The sequence below is a fragment of the Aureimonas sp. AU12 genome, assembly GCF_001463705.1.
Taxonomy (GTDB): Bacteria; Pseudomonadota; Alphaproteobacteria; order Rhizobiales; family Rhizobiaceae; genus Aureimonas.
Genome location: NZ_BBWH01000002.1, coordinates 1 through 18728 on the forward strand (window position 1 = coordinate 1; position 18728 = coordinate 18728).

Below are 18728 nucleotides of genomic sequence, written 5' to 3' on the forward strand. Positions count from 1 at the left end.
GTGCCTCCAGCGCGTGACCCATCATCGCTTTGACACCCGCCATATTGGCAAGTTCGGACACGCCGGTGACGGCATGGAAGCCGAGCCAGAGGCTCAAGGCAAAGCTGGTCGGCAGCCGCTGCATGGTCGATCTCCGCGATGTCTTAACGTCTCGTTAACGTCAACCTCGCCGCTTCGGTTGTATCCCGCAAACGAAAGACTTCGGTAAGGTTAACGAGCCTGTGGACGGATCGCGCTCCAACGTCCGTTGCCTCGCTCTTTCGTGGCCATCCTCACGCGACGAGTGCTTGTGAGGATGGCCGCTTTCTCCTATAGGCCGACCTCGACATGTCAGCGCCCTCGCCCCACCCGACCGCCGCCCGTCGACACCTCCTCGGCATCGCCGGGCTGTCGCTCCCCGACATCCATCATCTGATGGACCTTGCCGAGAGCGAGGTCGCCGTGAGCCTCGGGCGCGACAAGAAGAAGGCGGCGCTCAAGGGGCGCACGCAGATCAACCTGTTCTTTGAGGCGTCGACGCGCACGCAGGCCTCCTTCGAGCTGGCCGGCAAGCGTCTGGGCGCCGACGTCATGAACATGTCGGTCGCCAATTCCTCGGTGAAGAAGGGCGAAACGCTCATCGACACCGCGATGACCCTCAACGCCATGCGACCCGACATCCTCGTGGTGCGCCATCATGCCGCCGGCGCCGTAGCGCTCCTGGCGCAGAAGGTCGGCTGCGCAGTGGTCAATGCCGGCGACGGCGCGCACGAGCACCCGACGCAGGCGCTTCTCGACGCGCTGACGATCCGTCGCCACAAGGGCCGCGTCGCGCGCCTCGTCGTGGCGATCTGCGGTGACGTGCTGCACAGCCGCGTCGCCCGCTCCAATATCCTCCTCCTGAACGCGCTCGGCGCCGACGTTCGCGTCGTCGCGCCCTCGACGCTTCTCCCGGCCGGGATCGAGGAGATGGGCGTGCGGGTCTTCCGCAACATGGAAGAGGGTCTCGCCGGCGCCGATGTCGTGATGATGCTGCGGCTGCAGCGCGAGCGGATGGAGGGCTCCTTCGTGCCCTCGGTGCGCGAATATTTTCGCTTCTTCGGGCTCGACGCGCAGAAGCTTGCCCGCGCCCAGCCGGACGCGCTGGTGATGCATCCCGGCCCGATGAATCGCGGCGTCGAGATCGCCTCGGAAATCGCCGATGGCCCGCAGAGCGTCATCGAGGAACAGGTGGAAATGGGCGTCGCCGTGCGCATGGCCGTGATGGAATGGCTGATCGGCGACCACGCGGAGGCCGGTCGATGATCGCAACGCGCCCGCTCGTCGTCGAAAACGCCCGGATCCTCGACCCCTCCCGCAACCTCGACGCCCGCGGCACGCTCATTGTGGTGGACGGCGTCATCGTCGCGTCCGGGTCCGATGCCCTGAACCAGGGACGCCCGGACGGCGCGGACGTGCTCGACGCGCGCGGCCTCCTCGTCATCCCCGGTCTGGTCGACGCCCGCGTCTTCATCGGCGAGCCCGGCGGCGAACATCGCGAGACGATCCGCTCGGTCGGGCGCGCGGCCGCCGCCGGTGGCGTCACGTCGATCCTGACCATGCCCGACACCGACCCGGTGATCGATGACGTGGCGCTGGCGCAGTTCGTCATGCGCACCGCCCGCGAGACCGCCGCGATCAACGTGTTTCCGTCGGCCGCGCTGACGAAGGGCCTCGCCGGGCGGGAGATGACGGAGATCGGCATCCTGGCGCAGGCCGGCGTCCCCGCCTTCACGGAAGGACGCAAGACGCTCTCGAACAGCGGCATGATCCGGCGGATCATGACCTACATCCGCGACTTCGACGCGCTGTTCATGCATGAGACGCAGGACGCCGACCTCACCGGCGCCGGTGTCATGAACGAGGGGCTGCTCGCCTCCTGGCTCGGCCTGCCCGGCATTCCCCGCGAGGCCGAGGCGATCCCGCTGGAGCGCGACCTGCGTCTCGCCGCCCTCACCCGCTGCCGCTACCACGCGGCCAAGCTCTCGACCGCGCTGTCGCTTTCGGCGATGCGCCGCGCCAAGGACGAGGGCACGCAGGCCACCGCCGGCGTCTCGATCAACCACCTGTCGCTGAACGAGAACGACATCGGCGAGTACCGCACCTTCTTCCGCCTCTCGCCGCCGCTGCGCTCCGAGGACGACCGTCAGGCGATGATCGAGGGTCTGGCGGACGGAACGCTCGACATCATCGTTTCCTCGCACGACCCGCAGGATGCCGACGGCAAGCGGCGCCCCTTCGCGGAAGCCGAAGTCGGCGCGATCGGCCTCGAGACCCTCCTGCCCGCGACGCTGCGCCTGCATCACACCGAACGTGTACCGCTGATGCGCCTCATCGAGGCGGTGACGGCGGCACCGGCGAAGCTCCTGAAGCTCGATCGCGGCACGCTGCAGGTCGGCCGTCCCGCCGACTTCGCGCTCGTCGATCTGGACGCGCCCTATGTCTTCGACAAGTCGCGCATTCATTCGCGCTCGAAGAACACCGCCTTCGAGAACGCCCGCTTCCAGGGTGAAGTGCTGCGGACGGTCGTGGCGGGCCGCACCGTCTTCGAAGCGCCGGATGGAAGCGCGGGACGATGACCGTATTCGACGGGTTCTTTGCCGATCCCACCCATCTCCTGATCGCACTCGTCGGCGGCTACCTGTGCGGCACGATCGCCTTCGGCCTGATCCTGACGAAGGCGTTCGGCCTCGGTGACCTGCGCTCCATCGGCTCGGGCAATATCGGCGCTACCAACGTGCTGCGGACCGGCAACAAGAAGGTCGCCGCGCTGACGCTGCTCGGCGATCTCCTCAAGGCGACCATCCCCATCCTGATCGCCTGGCGCTGGGGCGCGCCGGCGGCTGCGGTCGCGGGCTTCGGCGCCTTCCTCGGCCACCTCTTCCCGGTCTGGCTCGGGTTCCGGGGCGGCAAGGGCGTCGCCACCTATATCGGCGTGCTCTTGGGCTTCGCACCGATCGGCGTGCTCGTCTTCGCGGCGGTGTGGCTCGGTATTGCCAAGCTCTCGCGCTACTCCTCGCTTGCGGCCCTGACGGCGACCCTCGTCGTGCCGATCGCCTATATCCTCCTCGGCAATCCGCTCGCGGCGGCGCTGACGGCACTGCTGACCATCTTCGTCTACATCAAGCATGCCCCCAACATCCGGCGTCTTCGGGCGGGAACGGAAGGGAAGATCGGGGCCAAGGGTTGATCGCCGCGCCCCCTGCGGAACCGCCTCGGTTCTCCGAGAGCGAGCGTCTTGCGCGGCTTCGCCTCATCCGTAGCGAAAATGTCGGGCCGGTCACGTTCGCCTCGCTGATCCGCCGCTTCGGCAGCGCGGAAGCTGCGATCGACGCCCTGCCCGATCTCGCCGCGCGCGGCGGCTCGCGGCGACCGTTGAAGATCGCGACACTCAAAGTCGCCGAGGTCGAAATGGCGACGGCGACGCGGCTCGGTGCCCGCTTCGTCACCATCGGCGAGGCCGACTATCCCCAGACGCTGCGCCTGTCGCAGACGCCGCCGCCGGTGCTGGCGATCATGGGGGACGCCTCGGTGCTGAAGCGACCCGCCGTCGCGATCGTCGGGGCGCGCAACGCGTCGGCGGCGGGAACGCGGCTGACGCAGATGTTTGCTAGGGAACTCGGCGAAGCCGGTCATGCGGTGGTCTCGGGCCTCGCCCGCGGCATCGACACCGCAGCCCACGAGGCCAGCCTCCCGACCGGCACGATCGGCGTCTTTGCCGGCGGATTGGACAAGCCCTATCCAGCCGAAAACCGGCCGCTGATGCGCCGGATCGTCGATGGTGGCGGCTGTCTGGTCACCGAGATGCCCTTCGGCTGGGAGCCACGCGCGGCCGACTTTCCTCGCCGCAACCGCGTCGTCGTTGCTTTGGCGGCCGGTGTTCTCGTGGTCGAGGCGGCCATGCGGTCGGGCTCGCTGATCAGTGCGAGGCTCGCGGGCGAACTCGGCCGGCTGGTCTTCGCCGTCCCGGGATCGCCCCTCGACATCCGCGCTGCCGGAACGAATGCGCTTCTGAAGGACGGCGCGACGCTCGTCACCGAAACTGCCGATATCCTCCAGGCGCTCTCTCCGCTCGACCCGCGCATGCCCGCCCGGTTGACGGACGACATGCTGCGCGAAGCCGACGACGAGGCGTTCGAGGAACCGAGCCATGCAGGCCGCGACCGGATCCTGCGGGCACTTGGTGCAGCGCCCACCGCGGTCGACGACATTCTCGCCCATAGCGGTGCCGAGCTGGGTGAATTGCAACTCGTCCTGCTCGAACTCGACCTTGCCGGGCGCCTCGAACGGCATGCGGGCGGGCGTGTTTCCCTTCTGTCCTGACGGGCATCGGCGCCAGAGCGCCGGGATCAAGCGGGGTTGACCGGCGCGCTCAGGCTGTCCATGTGAGCGAAGAAGACTTTCGGCACGGCACGACCCGCGCCCTCCCCAGGACTCACGCCTCATGGATCTGGTCATCGTCGAATCGCCCGCAAAAGCGAAGACGATCAACAAGTATCTCGGCAGCAACTACAAGGTGCTGGCGTCGTTCGGTCACGTGCGCGATCTGCCGGCGAAGGACGGTTCGGTTCGCCCGGACGACGACTTCTCGATGGATTGGGAAGTCGACAAGCCGTCCCAGAAGCGACTCAGCGACATCGCGACCGCCCTCAAGACGTCCGACCGCCTGTTCCTGGCGACCGATCCGGATCGCGAGGGCGAGGCGATTTCCTGGCACGTGCTGGAAGTGCTGAAGCAGAAGAAGGTGTTGAAAGACAAGCCGGTGAGCCGGGTCGTCTTCAACGCCATCACCAAGAAGGCCGTGCTCGACGCGATGGCCAATCCGCGCGAGATCGACGCGCCGCTGGTGGATGCCTATCTTGCTCGCCGGGCCCTCGACTACCTCGTGGGCTTCACGCTGTCGCCCGTCCTTTGGCGCAAGCTGCCGGGCGCTCGTTCGGCAGGGCGCGTGCAGTCCGTGTCGTTGCGGCTCGTGTGCGACCGCGAAGCCGAGATCGAACGCTTCAAGACCGACGAATACTGGCAGATCGCAGCCAAGCTGACGACGCCGCGCGACGAGGAGTTCGTCGCACGCCTGACCTCGTTCGAGGGCGAGAAGCTGAACCGGCTGTCGATCGGCAACGAGACACGTGCCTTCGAAATCCGCGACATGCTGAACGGCGCCTCGTTCCAGGCGGCGAGCGTCGAGGCCAAGCCCACGCGCCGCAATCCCGGTGCGCCCTTTACGACGTCCACTCTGCAGCAGGCGGCCTCCGCCAAGCTCGGCTTCAACGCCTCGCGCACGATGCAGGTGGCGCAACGGTTGTACGAGGGCATGGACATCGGCGGCGAGACCGTCGGTCTCATCACCTACATGCGAACCGATGGCGTGCAGATGGCGCCCGAAGCGATCGACGAGGCGCGGATCGCGATCGCCAAGACTTTCGGCGATCGGCACGTGCCGGAGAAGGCGCGCGTCTACACGGCGAAGGCCAAGAATGCGCAGGAGGCTCACGAGGCCATCCGCCCGACCAGTTTCGATCGTCATCCGAAGGATATGGAGAAGTTCCTCGATCGCGATCAGGCGCGGCTCTACGACCTCGTCTGGAAGCGCGCAATCGCCAGCCAGATGGCGGCGGCCGAGATCGAGCGGACCACGGCAGAGATCCTGGCCGAGAACGGCGGGCGCCAAGCGACGTTGCGCGCCACCGGTTCGGTGATCCGCTTCGAGGGGTTCCTCAGCGCCTATCAGGAGCACCGCGACGACTCCAAATCTCCGACCGAGCAGCCGGAGGAAGAAGACGAGGCGGCCCGTCTTCCCGAAATCGGCGGACGGGACACGCTGAAGAAGCGCTCGATCGACCCGACGCAGCATTTCACCGAGCCACCGCCTCGCTTCTCGGAAGCCTCGCTCATCAAGCGGATGGAAGAACTCGGCATCGGCCGCCCCTCCACCTATGCGGCGACGCTGCAGACGCTCGAAGACCGGCAGTACATCGTCCAGGACAAGCGCAAGCTCTTCCCGGATTCGAAGGGCCGGCTCGTCACCGCCTTCCTGCACAACTTCTTCGAGAAGTATGTCGAGTACGACTTCACGGCTGATCTCGAAGGCAAGCTCGACCGCATCTCGGCCGGTGAGCTCGCGTGGAAGGATGTGCTGCGCGACTTCTGGACGGACTTCTCGGCGCAGGTCGACGGCACGAAGGAACTGCGGGTCACCGACGTTCTCGATGCGCTGAACGAGGAACTGGCGCCGCTCGTCTTCCCCGATCGCGGCGACGGCTCGAACCCGCGCGCCTGCCCGCGCTGCGGCGAGGGCAAGCTCAGCCTCAAGCTCGGCAAGTTCGGCGCTTTCGTCGGTTGCTCGAACTATCCCGATTGCGGTTTTACCCGGCAGCTCGGCTCCAACATGCAGGCGGAGGGCGTCGACGGCGAAGGCCTGAACGAGCCGAAGGTGCTTGGCGTCGATCCCGATTCGAGCGAGCCGGTGACGCTGCGCTCGGGCCGGTTCGGACCCTACGTCCAGCGCGGCGACGGCAAGGAGGCCAAGCGCTCGTCGCTGCCGAAGGGCTGGCTCGTCGCCGACATTGACTTCGAGAAGGCCGTTCAGCTCCTGTCGCTGCCGCGCGAGGTTGGCCTGCATCCCGAGACGGGCAAGCCGATCCTCGCCGGCCTCGGCCGCTACGGGCCCTTCCTTCAGCATGATGGCGCGTACGCCAATCTCGACTCGATCGAGGACGTTCTGACGGTCGGGCTCAACCGCGCCGTCACCGTCATTGCCGAGAAGAAGGAAAAGGGCGGACGGGGTGGACGCGGCACGCCCGCGGCGCTTGCGACGCTGGGCGAGCATCCCGATATCGGTGGCCCGATCACGGTTCGCGAGGGCCGTTTCGGACCTTATGTCAACGCCGGCAAGATCAACGCGACGTTGCCGAAAAGCAAGGATCCGACCTCCGTCACGCTCGAGGAAGCGATTCAGCTCCTGAACGAGCGCGCCGAGAAGACGGGCAAGGTGCCGAAGAAGGCCGCGGCGAAGAAGCCGGCGGCGAAGAAGGCGCCCGCCAAGGCCAAGACGGCGAAGGCCGACGACGCCGAGGCTCCGACGGAAAAGAAGAAGCCCGCCGCAAGGCGTGCACCCGCCAAGGCGGCGGCGCCCACCGCGCCCGCCCCGAAGGCGGCCCCCAAGACGGAGCTGATCAAGGCTTCGAAGGTCAAGGCAGACTAGGATCGACGATGGCGAGACGAGCGAAACCGACTGAGGATACTCGCTCGTTGAGCCGGGAGGCGGTCCTCCGCTTCATTTCGGACAACCCCGATCTCGCGACGAAGCGCGATCTCGCCAAGGCCTTCGGCGTGAAGGGCGAGGCGCGTGTCTTCCTCAAGGACCTCATCGCCGACCTCCAGGCCGAGGGCGTGATCGAGGGCAGCCGCAAGCGCTTTTCGCAGGCCGGCATTGCGCCCACCGTCTCGGTGCTCGAGATCCGGGATCGCGACGACGAGGGCGGCCTTCTCGGCGATCCCGTCGGCTGGAACGAAGACGAGCACGGGCCCCGCCCCCGCTTCGCGCTTCGTCAGACCCGCGACGGTCCGGCCGCCGGCATCGGCGATCGCGTGTTGGCTCAGCTCGACATGCAAGCGCTCGAAGGTCCGGTCGCCAAGGTGATCCGGCTCCTCGATCGCAAGACCTCGCGTGCGCTCGGCGTGTTCCGCTCCGCACCGGGTGGCGGCGGGCGCATCGAACCGGTGGAACGCCGGCAGCTCGAATACATGATCGGCCCCGGCGACACGCGCGGCGCCAAGGACGGCGATCTCGTGGAGGTCGAGCCGTCGTTGCGCTCGCGTGCCGGGCTTCCGATCGGCTCGGTCGCCGAGGTCGTGGGCTCACTCCAGTCCGAGCGCGCAATCTCGACCATCGCGCTTCACGCCCATTCGATCCCGCATGTCTTTCCCAAGGCCGTGCTCGACGAGGCGGACCGGGCGGGCGCCGCGACGATGGACGACCGCGAGGACTGGCGCGATCTACCGCTCGTTACGATCGATCCGCGCGATGCCAAGGACCATGATGACGCCGTGCACGCGCGGCCGGATGAGGACCCCACCAATCCCGGCGGCCATATCGTCACCGTGGCGATCGCCGACGTGTCCTGGTACGTGCGCCCCGCCACGAAGCTCGACGCCGAGGCGAAGCTTCGCGGCAACTCGGTCTACTTCCCCGACCGCGTGGTTCCCATGCTGCCGGAGCGGATCTCCAACGATCTCTGCTCGCTGCGCGAAGGTGTCGACCGCCCGGCGCTAGCCGTGCGCATGGTCTTCGACGCGCAGGGTGAGAAGCGCCGGCACGAGTTTCACCGCATCATGATGCGCAGTCACGCCAAGCTCGCCTATCAGGACGCGCAGGCCGCCATCGACGGCACGCCGAACGAGGTCGATCTGGCGATCGTCGACGGCGTGCTGCGCCCACTTTGGGCCGCCTACGCGACGCTGAAGATGGGCCGCGACACGCGCCAGCCTCTCGATCTCGACCTGCCCGAGCGCAAGATCGTGCTCGATGCCAGCGGCCGCGTCGATCGGGTGATCGTTCCCCAGCGGCTGGACGCGCACAAGCTCATCGAAGAGTGCATGATCCAGGCCAATGTCGCGGCGGCCGAAACGCTTGAGAGCAAACGGCAGGCGCTCATCTACCGCGCCCACGATGCGCCCTCGATGGCGCGGATGGAATCGCTGCGCGACTTCCTGCGCACGCTCGAACTGCCGCTGGCCAAAAGCGGTGCGCTGCGGCCCTCGCATTTCAACGGCATCCTGCATGCCGTGAAGGACACCGAGCACGAAAGCTTGGTCAATGAGGTCGTGCTGCGCTCGCAGAGTCAGGCCGCCTACTCGCCCGAGAACATCGGTCATTTCGGCCTTAACTTGGTGCGCTACGCGCATTTCACCTCGCCGATCCGGCGCTATGCCGATCTCGTCGTCCACCGCGCGCTTGTCACCGCCCTCGGCTTCGGTCAGGGCGGTCTCAGCCGCGAGGACGAGGACCAGCTTGAGCAGACGGCGGACGAGATCAGCCGCGCCGAACGCCGCGCCATGGCGGCCGAACGCGACACGGTCGATCGGCTGATCGCGCATCATCTGGCCGAACGCATCGGCGACGAGTTCGACGGACGCATTGCCGGCGTCACCAAGTCGGGACTTTTCGTCCAGTTGCCGGCTTTCGGTGCAGATGGTTTCATCCCCATCTCGACGCTCGGTTCGGATTATTATCATTATGACGAAATCGCGCACTCGCTCGTCGGCGATCGCAGCAAGCGCGGCTACCGTCTCGGCGACACGGTGTCGGTGAAGCTCGTCGAGGCCATCCCGCTTGCTGGCTCGATGCGCTTCGAGATGCTGACAGAGCCGCGCGAACTGCCGGCGACCAACGCGTCCTTCCACAAGGCAGGCCGCCGGCCAGCGCGACCCGGCCGGGCACCACGCTTGAAGGCGGCTGGCGCGAAGAACAGGAAAAGACGATGACGCAGTCCCGCGCGGCCCCGATCGAGTATGGCGCCGGCCAGGCCGACGAGCCGGCGGCGCCGCGCCGTGATCTCTGGCGCTCGATCGGCCGCGGGCTGCTGATGCGTTGCCCCCATTGCGGCGAGGGAAAGCTCTTTGCCGGCTTCCTGACCAGCGTCGAAGCCTGCGAGGTCTGCCACGAGCTGATCCATCACCACCGGGCCGACGACCTGCCGCCCTACCTCACCGTCTTCATCGTCGGCCATCTCGTCGTCGCCCTGTTCATGGGTGTCGAGGAGGTGACGACGCTGCCGCTCTGGGCGCATCTGACGATCTGGATCCCGGTCACGCTGGCCCTGTCGCTCGTGCTGCTTCGTCCGCTGAAGGGTGGGACGATCGGTCTTCAGTGGGCGCTGCGGATGCATGGGTTCGGCGGATCGCCGGATGGCGCCGATCACTGAGGGAGCCGCGATGACGCGCTTTCCAACCTTCGCGTCGATCGTTGCGACGGATGGACGCCCCGCAGATACCGTAGGGATCCCGCACGTCTGGAGGCAAGATGCGGCATCGCTCGTCGTTTTCGACCGCTCGGGTCCTGAGGTCAGGTTCCTGATGGGCCTGCGGGGTCACCGTCATGCCTTCATGCCCGATCATCTCGTGTTTCCCGGTGGCCGGGCCGAACGGTCCGACCGCAACTTATCCCCTCGCTTCCCGCTCGGGGCGGACGTCATGACACGTCTCATGGCTGAGACGCCGGCGATCTTTACACCCGTCCGGGCGGTCGGCCTCGCGCTGGCGGCGATCCGGGAAACCTATGAGGAGACGGGCGTCTTTCTCGCCAAGCCCGGTTTCTTCTCCGACCTCTCCGAGTCTTGGTGCGAATTCGCCGCGAATTCGATGCGACCGATACCGGAGGTTCTCGTCCCGATCGCGCGAGCGGTGACGCCCCCTTGGTTTCCCCGACGATTCGACACGCGGTTCTTTCTCGTCGAGCGCTCGCACATGTCCGGGGATGTGGACTTTGCAGCGAGACCGAGCGACGAATTCGACGAGGTCTGCTGGATTTCGCCGATCGAGGCGGCCGAGCGGTTTCGACTGGCACCGATCACCAGCGCCGTCCTCGCGCATGCTGAGGCCCGGATCCGCGACGGGACGGAAGCCGATGCATCGCAGCCGATGCCGTTTCTGCGTTGCGTCAGGGGGACGTTTCACCTGTCCGCCCTCTAGGCCAGAGAAGCGGCCTTGCTCGCAGGAGTGCCAAGGCCGCTTTCGCTGGCCCCGTGGAGCACGGTCGGCCAAGGCTTTCGCGGCGCCGGAACGGCCTGGACCCATGCCGCCCCCTTGACTTGGGCGTAGCCATGCGTAGTGTCCGCGCCAAGAGACGGGTCATCTTTGGTGCGCCCGTCTGGTGTCGTGCCGGTTGCGGTTCGGGACCGGATCGACCCTAACGATGTCCTGTATGCCCCGCGCGTCGTCCGTCAGGCCACCCGCGTTGCGCAGGATATGATTTCGCCAGACGGATGGACGTAAGACATGGCTAAGGCAACAACGATCAAGATCAAGCTGCTCAGCACCGCTGAGACCGGCTTCTTCTATGTCACCACGAAGAACAGCCGCACGATGACCGACAAGATGGTCAAGACGAAGTACGACCCCGTCGCGCGCAAGCACGTCGAGTTCCGCGAAGCCAAGATCAAGTAAGGTCAAGGGCCCTCGCCCGAGTTTCAGCGCCGCCTCCGGGCGGCGTTTTCATGTCCGGCGCTGATTTGCGACCCGACGGGTCCAGGAGATCAATCGTGCGTTCAACGCGGGCGCACAGACCGCGGGAAGTCCGGGCAAGCCTGTGCGCCTGCCAAGCCGATCCCGGATTGGCAGAGCGAGCGACTGGATTTGTGAGGATGCGGCACGGTCGTTAAGTGGTCGGCCGGCAATCCGGTCGCGGCGCGAGGACACCGCATATGACCGTCTGCCGACCGACCGCCCCACGGGACCCAGGAGATGCGGCGGACCTGAGCATTCCATGGGGAAACCGAAACGAGACTGTTGCCTGTGTCTCGAAGTCTCCGTGATACCAGATTTGCCGAGAATCACCGTCGGCGCAACGCCGAAGGTGAAAATCGTCTGGGATCTTTTCAGAAATGGTTAAGCGTGGCGCGGCTCACGCCGCCAGAGCCACCACCCGGTTTCGCCCGCCCCGCTTGGCCTCGTAGAGGGCGAGGTCTGCCCGCTTCAGAAGCGTCGCGTCGGTGTCGCCCGGCGTCAACGTCGCGAACCCGACGCTGACCGTGACGCTGATCCGCTCATCGCCAATCTGGAACGTCTCTTCGGCCACCGTCACCCGCAGCCGTTCGGCGATCGCCTCGGCGGCCGCGCAGTCCACGTCCGGCATCAGGACCACGAATTCCTCGCCGCCGATGCGGCATGCGAGATCGCCGGCGCGGATGCTGTGCTGCGCGCGGGCCGCAAACTGGCGCAGGACGTCGTCGCCGGCATCGTGGCCCCAGCCGTCGTTGATCTGCTTGAAGTGGTCGATGTCGGCGATCATCAGCGAAAGCGTCTTGCCCTCAGTCCGCAAACGCTCGATCGCGTGGGCCAGATGGCTGTCGAGGAAGCGCCGGTTGTAGAGCCCAGTCAGCGGATCGACCGTGGCCAGCTCGATCGTCTCCTGGAGGCTGCGCCGGAGACTGTCGTCGTAGCGGCGGCGCTTGACCTGCGTCCGCGTGCGTGCCAGCAGCTCGTTCCGGTCCACCGGGCGCAGGATGTAGTCGTTGGCGCCGATTTCAAGCGCCCGCGCGATCCGCTTTTCCTCCTGCTCGGAGGCAACGAGAAGCACCGGCAGCTGCCGCGTCGTCTCGTTCGACCGGATCTGTGAGCAGAGGCGCAGGGCGTCGAACGACTTGGCATCGAGATCGACCACCACGAGGTCGAGCGCGGGATCGGACACGAGGTCCATTCCGCCGCCCAGCGAGATGCGGACCTGATGTTCGCTGCGCAGATGCCGCGCGATGCGCTCGCCGTCCGCCAGTTGATCGACCACCACGAGAACAGAGCCCGGCGTGACGCCGTTGCGCCCGGCCACCAAGAGATCGTCGCCCGACATGATGCGCAGCGTCGTCTCGGCGCGCACGCGTAGTTCGTCGGTCAGGATCTTCAGCCGCGTCAGGCTGCGGATGCGCGAGAACAGCGGCAGGTCGCGGACAGGCTTGGTCAAAAAGTCGTCGGCGCCCGCCTCCAGCCCGGTCACCCGGTCGCGCGGATCGTCCAGCGCCGTGATCAGCACGACGGGGATGTGCCGTGTCGCACCGTCCGCCTTCAGGCGCCGGCACGTCTCGTAGCCGTCCATGTCCGGCATCATCACGTCGAGCAGGACGAGATCGATCGGCTCGCGGTGGCAGAGCTGCAGCGCTTCTGCGCCGCTGGTGGCGAGGAGGACCTCGAAATATTCCTCGTTCAGGCGCGCCTGCATGAGGCGCAGATTGATCGGCTGATCGTCGACGACGAGAATCTTGGCAGTCATGGTTGGGTCACGCGTCCCCGAGAAACGACTTGATCGTCTCGATGAAACGAACCACCGAGATCGGCTTCGATATATAGGCCTCGCAGCCGCCCTGCCGAATCCGTTCTTCGTCGCCCTTCATGGCAAACGCGGTGACGGCGATGACGGGAATCGCCTTCAACTCGCGATCCGCCTTCAGCATCTGGGTGACTTCCAGGCCGGAAATCTCGGGAAGCTGGATATCCATGAGAATCAGATCCGGCCGCGTTTCCCGCGCCAGGTCCATCGCGGTCAAGCCGCTGCGCGTCTGAACCGTGCGGTATCCGTGAGCCTCGATCAGGTCGCGGAAAAGCTTCATGTTCAGTTCGTTGTCTTCAACGATCATGACGGTCTTGGTCATACGCGATATCCCATTGCCAGACGCCACGTCGGCCGGTTTCCCGGCGTCCATGACCGAGACTTACCGCAATTTGATTTAAGAAATGAGGAATCCATCCAGTTATGGTTAGGAGGCGGGGATGATATCGAACGACGGGCCGAACGACCGGTCCACACCCGATGACAACGCTGCGGCGTTGGCCATCGAAGCGCTGAGCTTCATCGCGGGCGACTCGCTGCTCTTCAACCGTTTCCTGCGCCTGACGGGCCTCGAGCTCGAGAACCTGCGGCAGGCGGCGGACGACCCCTCGTTCCTTGCTGGCGTGCTCGATTTCATCCTTGGCGACGAACGCACCCTCGAAGAGTTCGCAGCCCATGCCGGCCTGCCGCCGCAACGCGTCGCGGCAGCGCGCCATGTCCTTGGAACCACCTATTCGGAATCGTTCTCCTGATGACGTCGCGCACCACGGTCGGCCCCGCCATCGCAGACCTCGACCGGCGCCACGACGCGCTTCTCGTGTTCGACATCGATGAGGTGGTGCTGCACTTCATCGCACCCTTCTGCGAATTGTTGGCCGAGCATGGCGCCCGGCTGCACTTCGACAGTTTCCGGCTGACCGGCAACGTGCGGTCCCTCTCGACCGGCGCGGCCCTGACCGGCCACGCGCTCGATGGCATCACGGCGCAGCTCTATGCCGAGCAGGAGCAGCGGCAGACGGCCGTCGACGGCGTCATCGAAGCGCTCGAGCGTCTCGGCGAGATCGCCGACATCCTGTTCCTGACGGCGATGACCCCGACCTTCTATCCGGAACGACGCCGGCTGCTGGATGGAGCCGGGCTGCGCTGGCCGATGATCGCCACCGAACGGGCCAAGGGCGCGTTCCTCTTCGACGCGAAAGCACGCTGGACGGGACCGGTCGCGTTCGTCGACGACCTGCCGCCGAACCTCGAAGGGGTTCGTCGCAGCGCGCCGGACGTGTCTCTCGTCCACCTGATGGCGGATCCGCAGTTTCGCGCGCACCTGCCCCTGCTGCCCTCCTCCACGTTCGAGGCCGCGAACTGGTCCCAAGCCGAGACGATCCTGCGGGGCATCGTGGAAGGTGATGTCTCTCGCGGCTAAGATCCAAGCAGCCACTCGACGCCAAGCGGTTCGGTGATCAAGCGCTCGTGGGGCTACGCCGATGCCGGTTCATGAGAGCCACCAGGCCGGCGAGCAGCATGGTGCCAACGATGAGCAGGAAGGCCGCTGCCGCGATGGCCGGCGAGATGTTCTCGCGGATCGAGGAGAACATCTGTCGTGCGAGCGTCCGCTGATTTGGCCCGGCGACGAAGAGCGTCAGCACGACTTCGTCAAGCGAAGTGGCGAAGGCGAAGACCGCCCCGGTGAGAACACCGGGAAACGCCAGCGGCAAGGTGACGCGGCGAAACACCGTGGCGGGCGATGCGCCGAGGCTCGCCGCCGCCCGCTCCACGCGGCGGTCGATCCCCTGCAGCGCCGTCGACACGCTGACGACGACGAAAGGCACGCAGAGCACGCTATGGGCGAGAATGACGCCGCTGTAGCTGCTGGCGAGGCCGAGCCGCACGAGCGCGATCTGCAGGCCGACGCCGAGCACGACGGCCGGCACCACCATCGGCAGGAGGAACACGGTTCGCACCACGTTGCCGAAGGGCACAAGACCGCTGCGCAGCCCGAGCGCCGCCGTGGTGCCGAGAACGACGGACAGGATGGTGGCGGACAGGCCGATGATCAGACTGTTGACGATCGAAAGACGCCAGACATCGGCGTTGACGAGTTCCGCAAACCAGCGGGTCGAGACCGAGGGGATGGGATAGTTGAGGAAGATGCCGGACGTGAAGGCCAGCGGCAGGATCGCGACGAGCGGCAACAGCAAGAATACCACCGCAAGACCGCTGAACAGCACTTGGAAACTGCGCAGCATGGCTCAGGCTCCCAAGGGCGCGGCGGAGCGCGATAGACGGCCGTAGACGAGATAGAGCACCGTCGTCACCACGAGCAGGATGAGACCGAGGGCCCCGGCCATGCCCCAGTTCGCCGTCTGCAGCGAGTAGAAGGCGATGATCGACGAGATCATCTGGTCGTTCGGTCCGCCGACGAGCGCGGGCGTGATGTAGTAGCCGATGGCCACCATGAAGACGAGGAGCGAGCCCGACAGGATGCCCGGCATCGCCAGCGGGAGGAGGATGCGCAGGAAGGCGCGCATCGGACTGGCGCCCATCGAGGCGGCGGCGGGCATCAGGGTCTTCGGGATCGAGTTGATGACGCTGTAGATCGGCAGCACCATGAACGGCAGCAGCACGTGCGTCATCGCGATCACGACGCCCGTCCGGTTGAAGATCAACGGCACCGGCCGGGTGGTGAGGCCGAGGTCGATCAGCGTCCGGTTGATGAGGCCCTGGTCCTGCAGGAGGATGAACCAGGCGGCGGTGCGCACGAGAAGCGAAGTCCAGAGCGGCAGCAGCACCGACATCAGGAGCACGTTGCGCTTCCAGCCTGAGGTCGCCGCGAGCAGCATCGCATAGGGCAGGCCGATGGCGAGACAGCAGACGGTGATGATGCCGGAAATCAGGAAGGTTCGCCCGATGATCAGCCGGTTGGCGGAACTTTCGGGCGGCAGCCGCGTCACCGCGCCGCCCGCATCGCGCGCTAGATCGACGGCGGCCAGAAGATTGCGGTCGGTGTAGGCCGATGCGCCGCTGGCGATGGCCGTCCAGTAGCGCGTGTCGGCCCAGCGCGGGTCGAGGGTCGCAAGATCCGGCGGTGTGCCGCCGGCGGCCTCGCGGGCGGCGGTCGCGGTCTTCGGTATCAGCGTGCGGAACCCCGACACCTCGCTGTTGAGGCGCCGCACCGCAGGGCCGAGCGCCGTCGATTCGGCATCGGCAAGGTCTGCGACGAGCGCGCCCTGGATCTCGGCGTCGGGCACACCCGTCCCGTCCCAGTCTCCGATCACCGCGACCGTGCGCGGCAGTGCGGAGACGATCGCCCCGTCGCGCACCGACACGGAGATGACCGTCCAGAGCGGCCAGAAGAAGAACACGGCGAGAAACAGGAAGAGCGGCGCGATGAGCGCCGCACTGCGCAGCGAGGCCCCGGAGCGGCTCATGCGGCGAAGACCGTGCAGTCGGCGGGATCGAACCGCAAATGCGTGCGGCTGCCGACTGCCGGGGGCGCGTTGCGCCGCTCGCAGCGCACGACGAAGCGCAAGGCGCCGCGCGAGAGGTGCAGGCGAAGATGGTCGCCCTGATAGACGACATCGTCGACGCCGGCTTCGAAGCTGTTGTCGCCGGCCTCGCTCGCCAGCATCAGGCGCTCCGGGCGGATCGAGACAACGACGTTACCGGCCACATCGCCCGACGCCGGGCGCGGCGTGCGGATGCGCGCGCCCTCGCCGAAATCGACCACGAGTTCGCGGTGGTCCTGAGACGCGACCTCGGCCTTGAGCAGATTGGTCTCGCCGATGAACTGCGCGACGAAAGCGTTGGCAGGCTTGTCGTAGACATCGGAGGCCGAGCCGATCTGCGAGATACGACCCTTGTCGAAGATGGCGACGCGATCCGACATGGTCAGCGCCTCGCCCTGGTCGTGCGTCACGAACACGACGGTGAGACCGAGACGCCGGTGCAACTCGCGGATCTCGAGCTGCATCTCCTCGCGCAGCTGCTTGTCGAGCGCGCCGAGCGGCTCGTCCATCAGCACGACCTTTGGCTCGAAGACGAGTGCGCGCGTCAGCGCCACGCGCTGCTGCTGGCCGCCCGAAAGCTGGTCGGGCCGTCGTTCGCCGAGATGGCCGAGACGCACGCGATCGAGCGCCTTTGCAACCCGCTCGCGGATCTCGGACTTCGCCATGCCGCGCATCTGCAGGGGAAACGCGACGTTCTCGGCGATCGTCATGTGCGGGAACAGGGCGTAATTCTGGAACACGACGCCGATGCCGCGCTTGTGCGGCGGCAGGTCCTGGATCCGCTCGCCATCCATCCAGATAGCGCCGGACGAGGCGTCCTCGAAGCCCGCCAGCATCATCAGGATCGTGGTCTTGCCGGACCCCGAAGGACCGAGCAGCGACACGAACTCCCCCTTCTTCACCTCCAGTTCGAGATTTTCGACGACGAGCGTCTGCCCGAAGGATTTCGAGACGTCGTGAAAGTGGATGAACGCGTTCATCGGCCCCCGGAAGGTTGGCGTCGGCAAAGGAAGATCGGATCGGCCGGACAGTCACGCCGGCCGATCTCGGAAGCTCTGCGTTACTGCGCGACCCAGGCGTTGAAGCGGGTCGTCAGGGCCTCGATGTTGTCGACCCAGAAGTCGGTGTCGAGCGGGATCGCCACATCGAGATTGGCAGGCGCGGTCGGCAGCTGTGCCGCGACTTCCGGCTTCAGCATGGCGCCGGCTTCCTTGTCCGGCAGGCCGTAGGCGATGTAGTCGGGCAGCTTGGACTGGTTGGCCGGTAGGCTGGCGAACTGCACGAAGTCGAAGGCCGCGTCCTTATTGGGCGAGCCCTTCAGCACCACCCAGCTATCGACAGCGTAGATGCTCCCGGGCCAGACGATCTGAAAGTTCTTGCCCTCGGACTTGTTGATGCCCGCAAGGCGGCCGTTATAGGCCGACGTCATCACCACCTCGCCCGAGGCGAGAAGCTGGATCGGCTGGGCGCCGGCTTCCCACCAGACGAGATCGGACTTGATCGTGTCGAGTTTCTTGAAGGCGCGGTCGACGCCCTCGGGCGTGGCAAGCACTTCATAGACCGTCTTCGGATCGACACCGTCGGCGATGAGGGCGAATTCGAGCGCGTATTTCGGCCCCTTGCGCAAGGCGCGCTTGCCTGGAAACTTCGTGGTGTCGAAGAAGTCGGCCCAGCTGGTCGGCGCCGCCTTCAGCTTGTCGGCGTCATAGCCGATGCCCGTGGTCCAGACGATCGCGCCGACGCCGCAATCGCTGACGGCGGACGGAATGAACTTGTCCTCGCCGCCGAGCTTCGACCAGTCGACCTTCTCGTAGATGCCATCGGCGCAACCGAGCGCGAGTTCCTCGGCCTCGACCTGCACGACATCCCAATTGGCCGCGCCCGCCTGCATCTTGGCGGCCAGCACGCCATAGCCGCCGTCCCACGATTCTTCGAGAAGCGGCTTGCCCGCTTTCTCGGCAAAGGGCTTGAAGTAGATTTCCCGCTGCGCGTCCTGGTAGTTGCCGCCCCAGGAGACGACCGTCAGGTCGCGGGCCGAGGCCGGAGCCGAGGCCATCAGGGCCGCCAGAAGGGCGCCGCCCATCGTCATTCGCAGTGCATTTGCAGCCATGATCTCGTCTCCGGATTTGAACGCCTCCAAAGACAAGCATGAAAGTGAGATGCCTCCA

Annotated in this window: 17 protein-coding genes; 11 read left to right on the forward strand and 6 right to left on the reverse strand. The window is 66.4% G+C overall.

What is annotated here, in order from left to right; translation table 11 throughout:
- The first annotated feature begins 327 nt into the window (after positions 1-327).
- The 9 genes from AUL33_RS00980 (at position 328) to rpmG (ending at position 11184) form a co-directional block, all read left to right on the forward strand.
- Positions 328-1284: an aspartate carbamoyltransferase catalytic subunit gene (locus AUL33_RS00980; RefSeq protein ID WP_062202760.1), complete on the forward strand. Its 957-nt coding sequence runs from the start codon at positions 328-330 to the stop codon at positions 1282-1284.
- A complete protein-coding gene (locus AUL33_RS00985) occupies positions 1281-2597 on the forward strand; it encodes a dihydroorotase (RefSeq protein WP_062202762.1) in 1317 nt (438 codons plus the stop codon). Before AUL33_RS00980 ends, AUL33_RS00985 begins: the two co-directional genes overlap by 4 nt.
- Positions 2594-3208 (forward strand): glycerol-3-phosphate 1-O-acyltransferase PlsY, encoded by a 615-nt coding sequence (gene plsY, locus AUL33_RS00990; RefSeq protein WP_062202764.1) that lies wholly within the window; start codon positions 2594-2596, stop codon positions 3206-3208. The genes AUL33_RS00985 and plsY overlap by 4 nt, the downstream gene beginning before the upstream one ends.
- Positions 3208-4341, forward strand: a complete 1134-nt coding sequence (gene dprA, locus AUL33_RS00995; protein WP_374754393.1) for a DNA-processing protein DprA — start codon at positions 3208-3210, stop codon at positions 4339-4341. The genes plsY and dprA overlap by 1 nt, the downstream gene beginning before the upstream one ends.
- A 121-nt stretch (positions 4342-4462) precedes the next feature.
- Positions 4463-7222, forward strand: a complete 2760-nt coding sequence (gene topA, locus AUL33_RS01000; protein WP_062202767.1) for a type I DNA topoisomerase — start codon at positions 4463-4465, stop codon at positions 7220-7222.
- Between the two features lie 8 nt (positions 7223-7230).
- Positions 7231-9504 carry a ribonuclease R gene (gene rnr, locus AUL33_RS01005; protein WP_062202769.1) on the forward strand — a complete coding sequence of 758 codons (2274 nt, stop codon included), beginning with the start codon at positions 7231-7233 and terminating at the stop codon, positions 9502-9504.
- The gene (locus tag AUL33_RS01010) at positions 9501-9944 is read left to right on the forward strand and encodes a DUF983 domain-containing protein (RefSeq protein ID WP_082652230.1); all 444 of its coding nucleotides are present in this window, start codon (positions 9501-9503) and stop codon (positions 9942-9944) included. Before rnr ends, AUL33_RS01010 begins: the two co-directional genes overlap by 4 nt.
- A gap of 268 nt (positions 9945-10212) precedes the next feature.
- On the forward strand, positions 10213-10710 hold the full coding sequence (locus tag AUL33_RS21940) for a hypothetical protein (protein WP_156419219.1): 498 nt from the start codon (positions 10213-10215) through the stop codon (positions 10708-10710).
- 306 nt (positions 10711-11016) lie between these two features.
- Positions 11017-11184: a 50S ribosomal protein L33 gene (rpmG, locus tag AUL33_RS01020; protein WP_062202772.1), complete on the forward strand. Its 168-nt coding sequence runs from the start codon at positions 11017-11019 to the stop codon at positions 11182-11184.
- A 457-nt stretch (positions 11185-11641) separates the two neighbouring features.
- Here the strand turns inward: rpmG and AUL33_RS01025 are convergent, their stop codons facing one another.
- Positions 11642-13000, reverse strand: coding sequence for a PleD family two-component system response regulator (locus AUL33_RS01025; protein ID WP_062202774.1), 1359 nt, complete (start codon positions 12998-13000; stop codon positions 11642-11644).
- Positions 13001-13007: 7 nt separating this feature from the next.
- The gene (locus AUL33_RS01030) at positions 13008-13379 is read right to left on the reverse strand and encodes a response regulator (protein WP_062202776.1); all 372 of its coding nucleotides are present in this window, start codon (positions 13377-13379) and stop codon (positions 13008-13010) included.
- A gap of 118 nt (positions 13380-13497) precedes the next feature.
- On the opposite strand from AUL33_RS01030, the gene AUL33_RS01035 reads away from it, so the two are divergent.
- Positions 13498-13809: a DUF3572 domain-containing protein gene (locus tag AUL33_RS01035; protein ID WP_062202778.1), complete on the forward strand. Its 312-nt coding sequence runs from the start codon at positions 13498-13500 to the stop codon at positions 13807-13809.
- Positions 13809-14477, forward strand: a complete 669-nt coding sequence (locus AUL33_RS01040) for a hypothetical protein (RefSeq protein ID WP_062202780.1) — start codon at positions 13809-13811, stop codon at positions 14475-14477. The genes AUL33_RS01035 and AUL33_RS01040 overlap by 1 nt, the downstream gene beginning before the upstream one ends.
- 37 nt (positions 14478-14514) lie before the next feature.
- Here AUL33_RS01040 and AUL33_RS01045 read toward each other — a convergent pair whose 3' ends face one another.
- The 4 genes from AUL33_RS01045 to AUL33_RS01060 all read right to left on the reverse strand — a co-directional run bounded on the left by AUL33_RS01045 (position 14515) and on the right by AUL33_RS01060 (position 18649).
- Positions 14515-15300 carry an ABC transporter permease gene (locus AUL33_RS01045; protein ID WP_062202781.1) on the reverse strand — a complete coding sequence of 262 codons (786 nt, stop codon included), beginning with the start codon at positions 15298-15300 and terminating at the stop codon, positions 14515-14517.
- Between the two features lie 3 nt (positions 15301-15303).
- Entirely contained in the window at positions 15304-16482 is a 1179-nt protein-coding gene (locus AUL33_RS01050) for an ABC transporter permease (protein ID WP_062202783.1), read from the reverse strand.
- A complete protein-coding gene (locus AUL33_RS01055) occupies positions 16479-17540 on the reverse strand; it encodes an ABC transporter ATP-binding protein (RefSeq protein WP_062202785.1) in 1062 nt (353 codons plus the stop codon). The genes AUL33_RS01050 and AUL33_RS01055 overlap by 4 nt, the downstream gene beginning before the upstream one ends.
- An 80-nt stretch (positions 17541-17620) precedes the next feature.
- The gene (locus AUL33_RS01060; protein WP_244491842.1) at positions 17621-18649 is read right to left on the reverse strand and encodes an ABC transporter substrate-binding protein; all 1029 of its coding nucleotides are present in this window, start codon (positions 18647-18649) and stop codon (positions 17621-17623) included.
- Positions 18650-18728: the final 79 nt, after the last annotated feature.

Coding starts and splice junctions, on each gene's coding strand:
- AUL33_RS00980 (WP_062202760.1), top strand. CDS start 328: ATGTCAGCGCCCTCGCCCCACCCGACCGCCGCCCGTCGACACCTCCTC.
- AUL33_RS00985 (WP_062202762.1), top strand. CDS start 1,281: ATGATCGCAACGCGCCCGCTCGTCGTCGAAAACGCCCGGATCCTCGAC.
- plsY (WP_062202764.1), top strand. CDS start 2,594: ATGACCGTATTCGACGGGTTCTTTGCCGATCCCACCCATCTCCTGATC.
- topA (WP_062202767.1), top strand. CDS start 4,463: ATGGATCTGGTCATCGTCGAATCGCCCGCAAAAGCGAAGACGATCAAC.
- rnr (WP_062202769.1), top strand. CDS start 7,231: ATGGCGAGACGAGCGAAACCGACTGAGGATACTCGCTCGTTGAGCCGG.
- AUL33_RS01010 (WP_082652230.1), top strand. CDS start 9,501: ATGACGCAGTCCCGCGCGGCCCCGATCGAGTATGGCGCCGGCCAGGCC.
- AUL33_RS21940 (WP_156419219.1), top strand. CDS start 10,213: ATGACACGTCTCATGGCTGAGACGCCGGCGATCTTTACACCCGTCCGG.
- rpmG (WP_062202772.1), top strand. CDS start 11,017: ATGGCTAAGGCAACAACGATCAAGATCAAGCTGCTCAGCACCGCTGAG.
- AUL33_RS01025 (WP_062202774.1), bottom strand. CDS start 13,000: ATGACTGCCAAGATTCTCGTCGTCGACGATCAGCCGATCAATCTGCGC.
- AUL33_RS01030 (WP_062202776.1), bottom strand. CDS start 13,379: ATGACCAAGACCGTCATGATCGTTGAAGACAACGAACTGAACATGAAG.
- AUL33_RS01035 (WP_062202778.1), top strand. CDS start 13,498: ATGATATCGAACGACGGGCCGAACGACCGGTCCACACCCGATGACAAC.
- AUL33_RS01040 (WP_062202780.1), top strand. CDS start 13,809: ATGACGTCGCGCACCACGGTCGGCCCCGCCATCGCAGACCTCGACCGG.
- AUL33_RS01045 (WP_062202781.1), bottom strand. CDS start 15,300: ATGCTGCGCAGTTTCCAAGTGCTGTTCAGCGGTCTTGCGGTGGTATTC.
- AUL33_RS01050 (WP_062202783.1), bottom strand. CDS start 16,482: ATGAGCCGCTCCGGGGCCTCGCTGCGCAGTGCGGCGCTCATCGCGCCG.
- AUL33_RS01055 (WP_062202785.1), bottom strand. CDS start 17,540: ATGAACGCGTTCATCCACTTTCACGACGTCTCGAAATCCTTCGGGCAG.
- AUL33_RS01060 (WP_244491842.1), bottom strand. CDS start 18,649: ATGACGATGGGCGGCGCCCTTCTGGCGGCCCTGATGGCCTCGGCTCCG.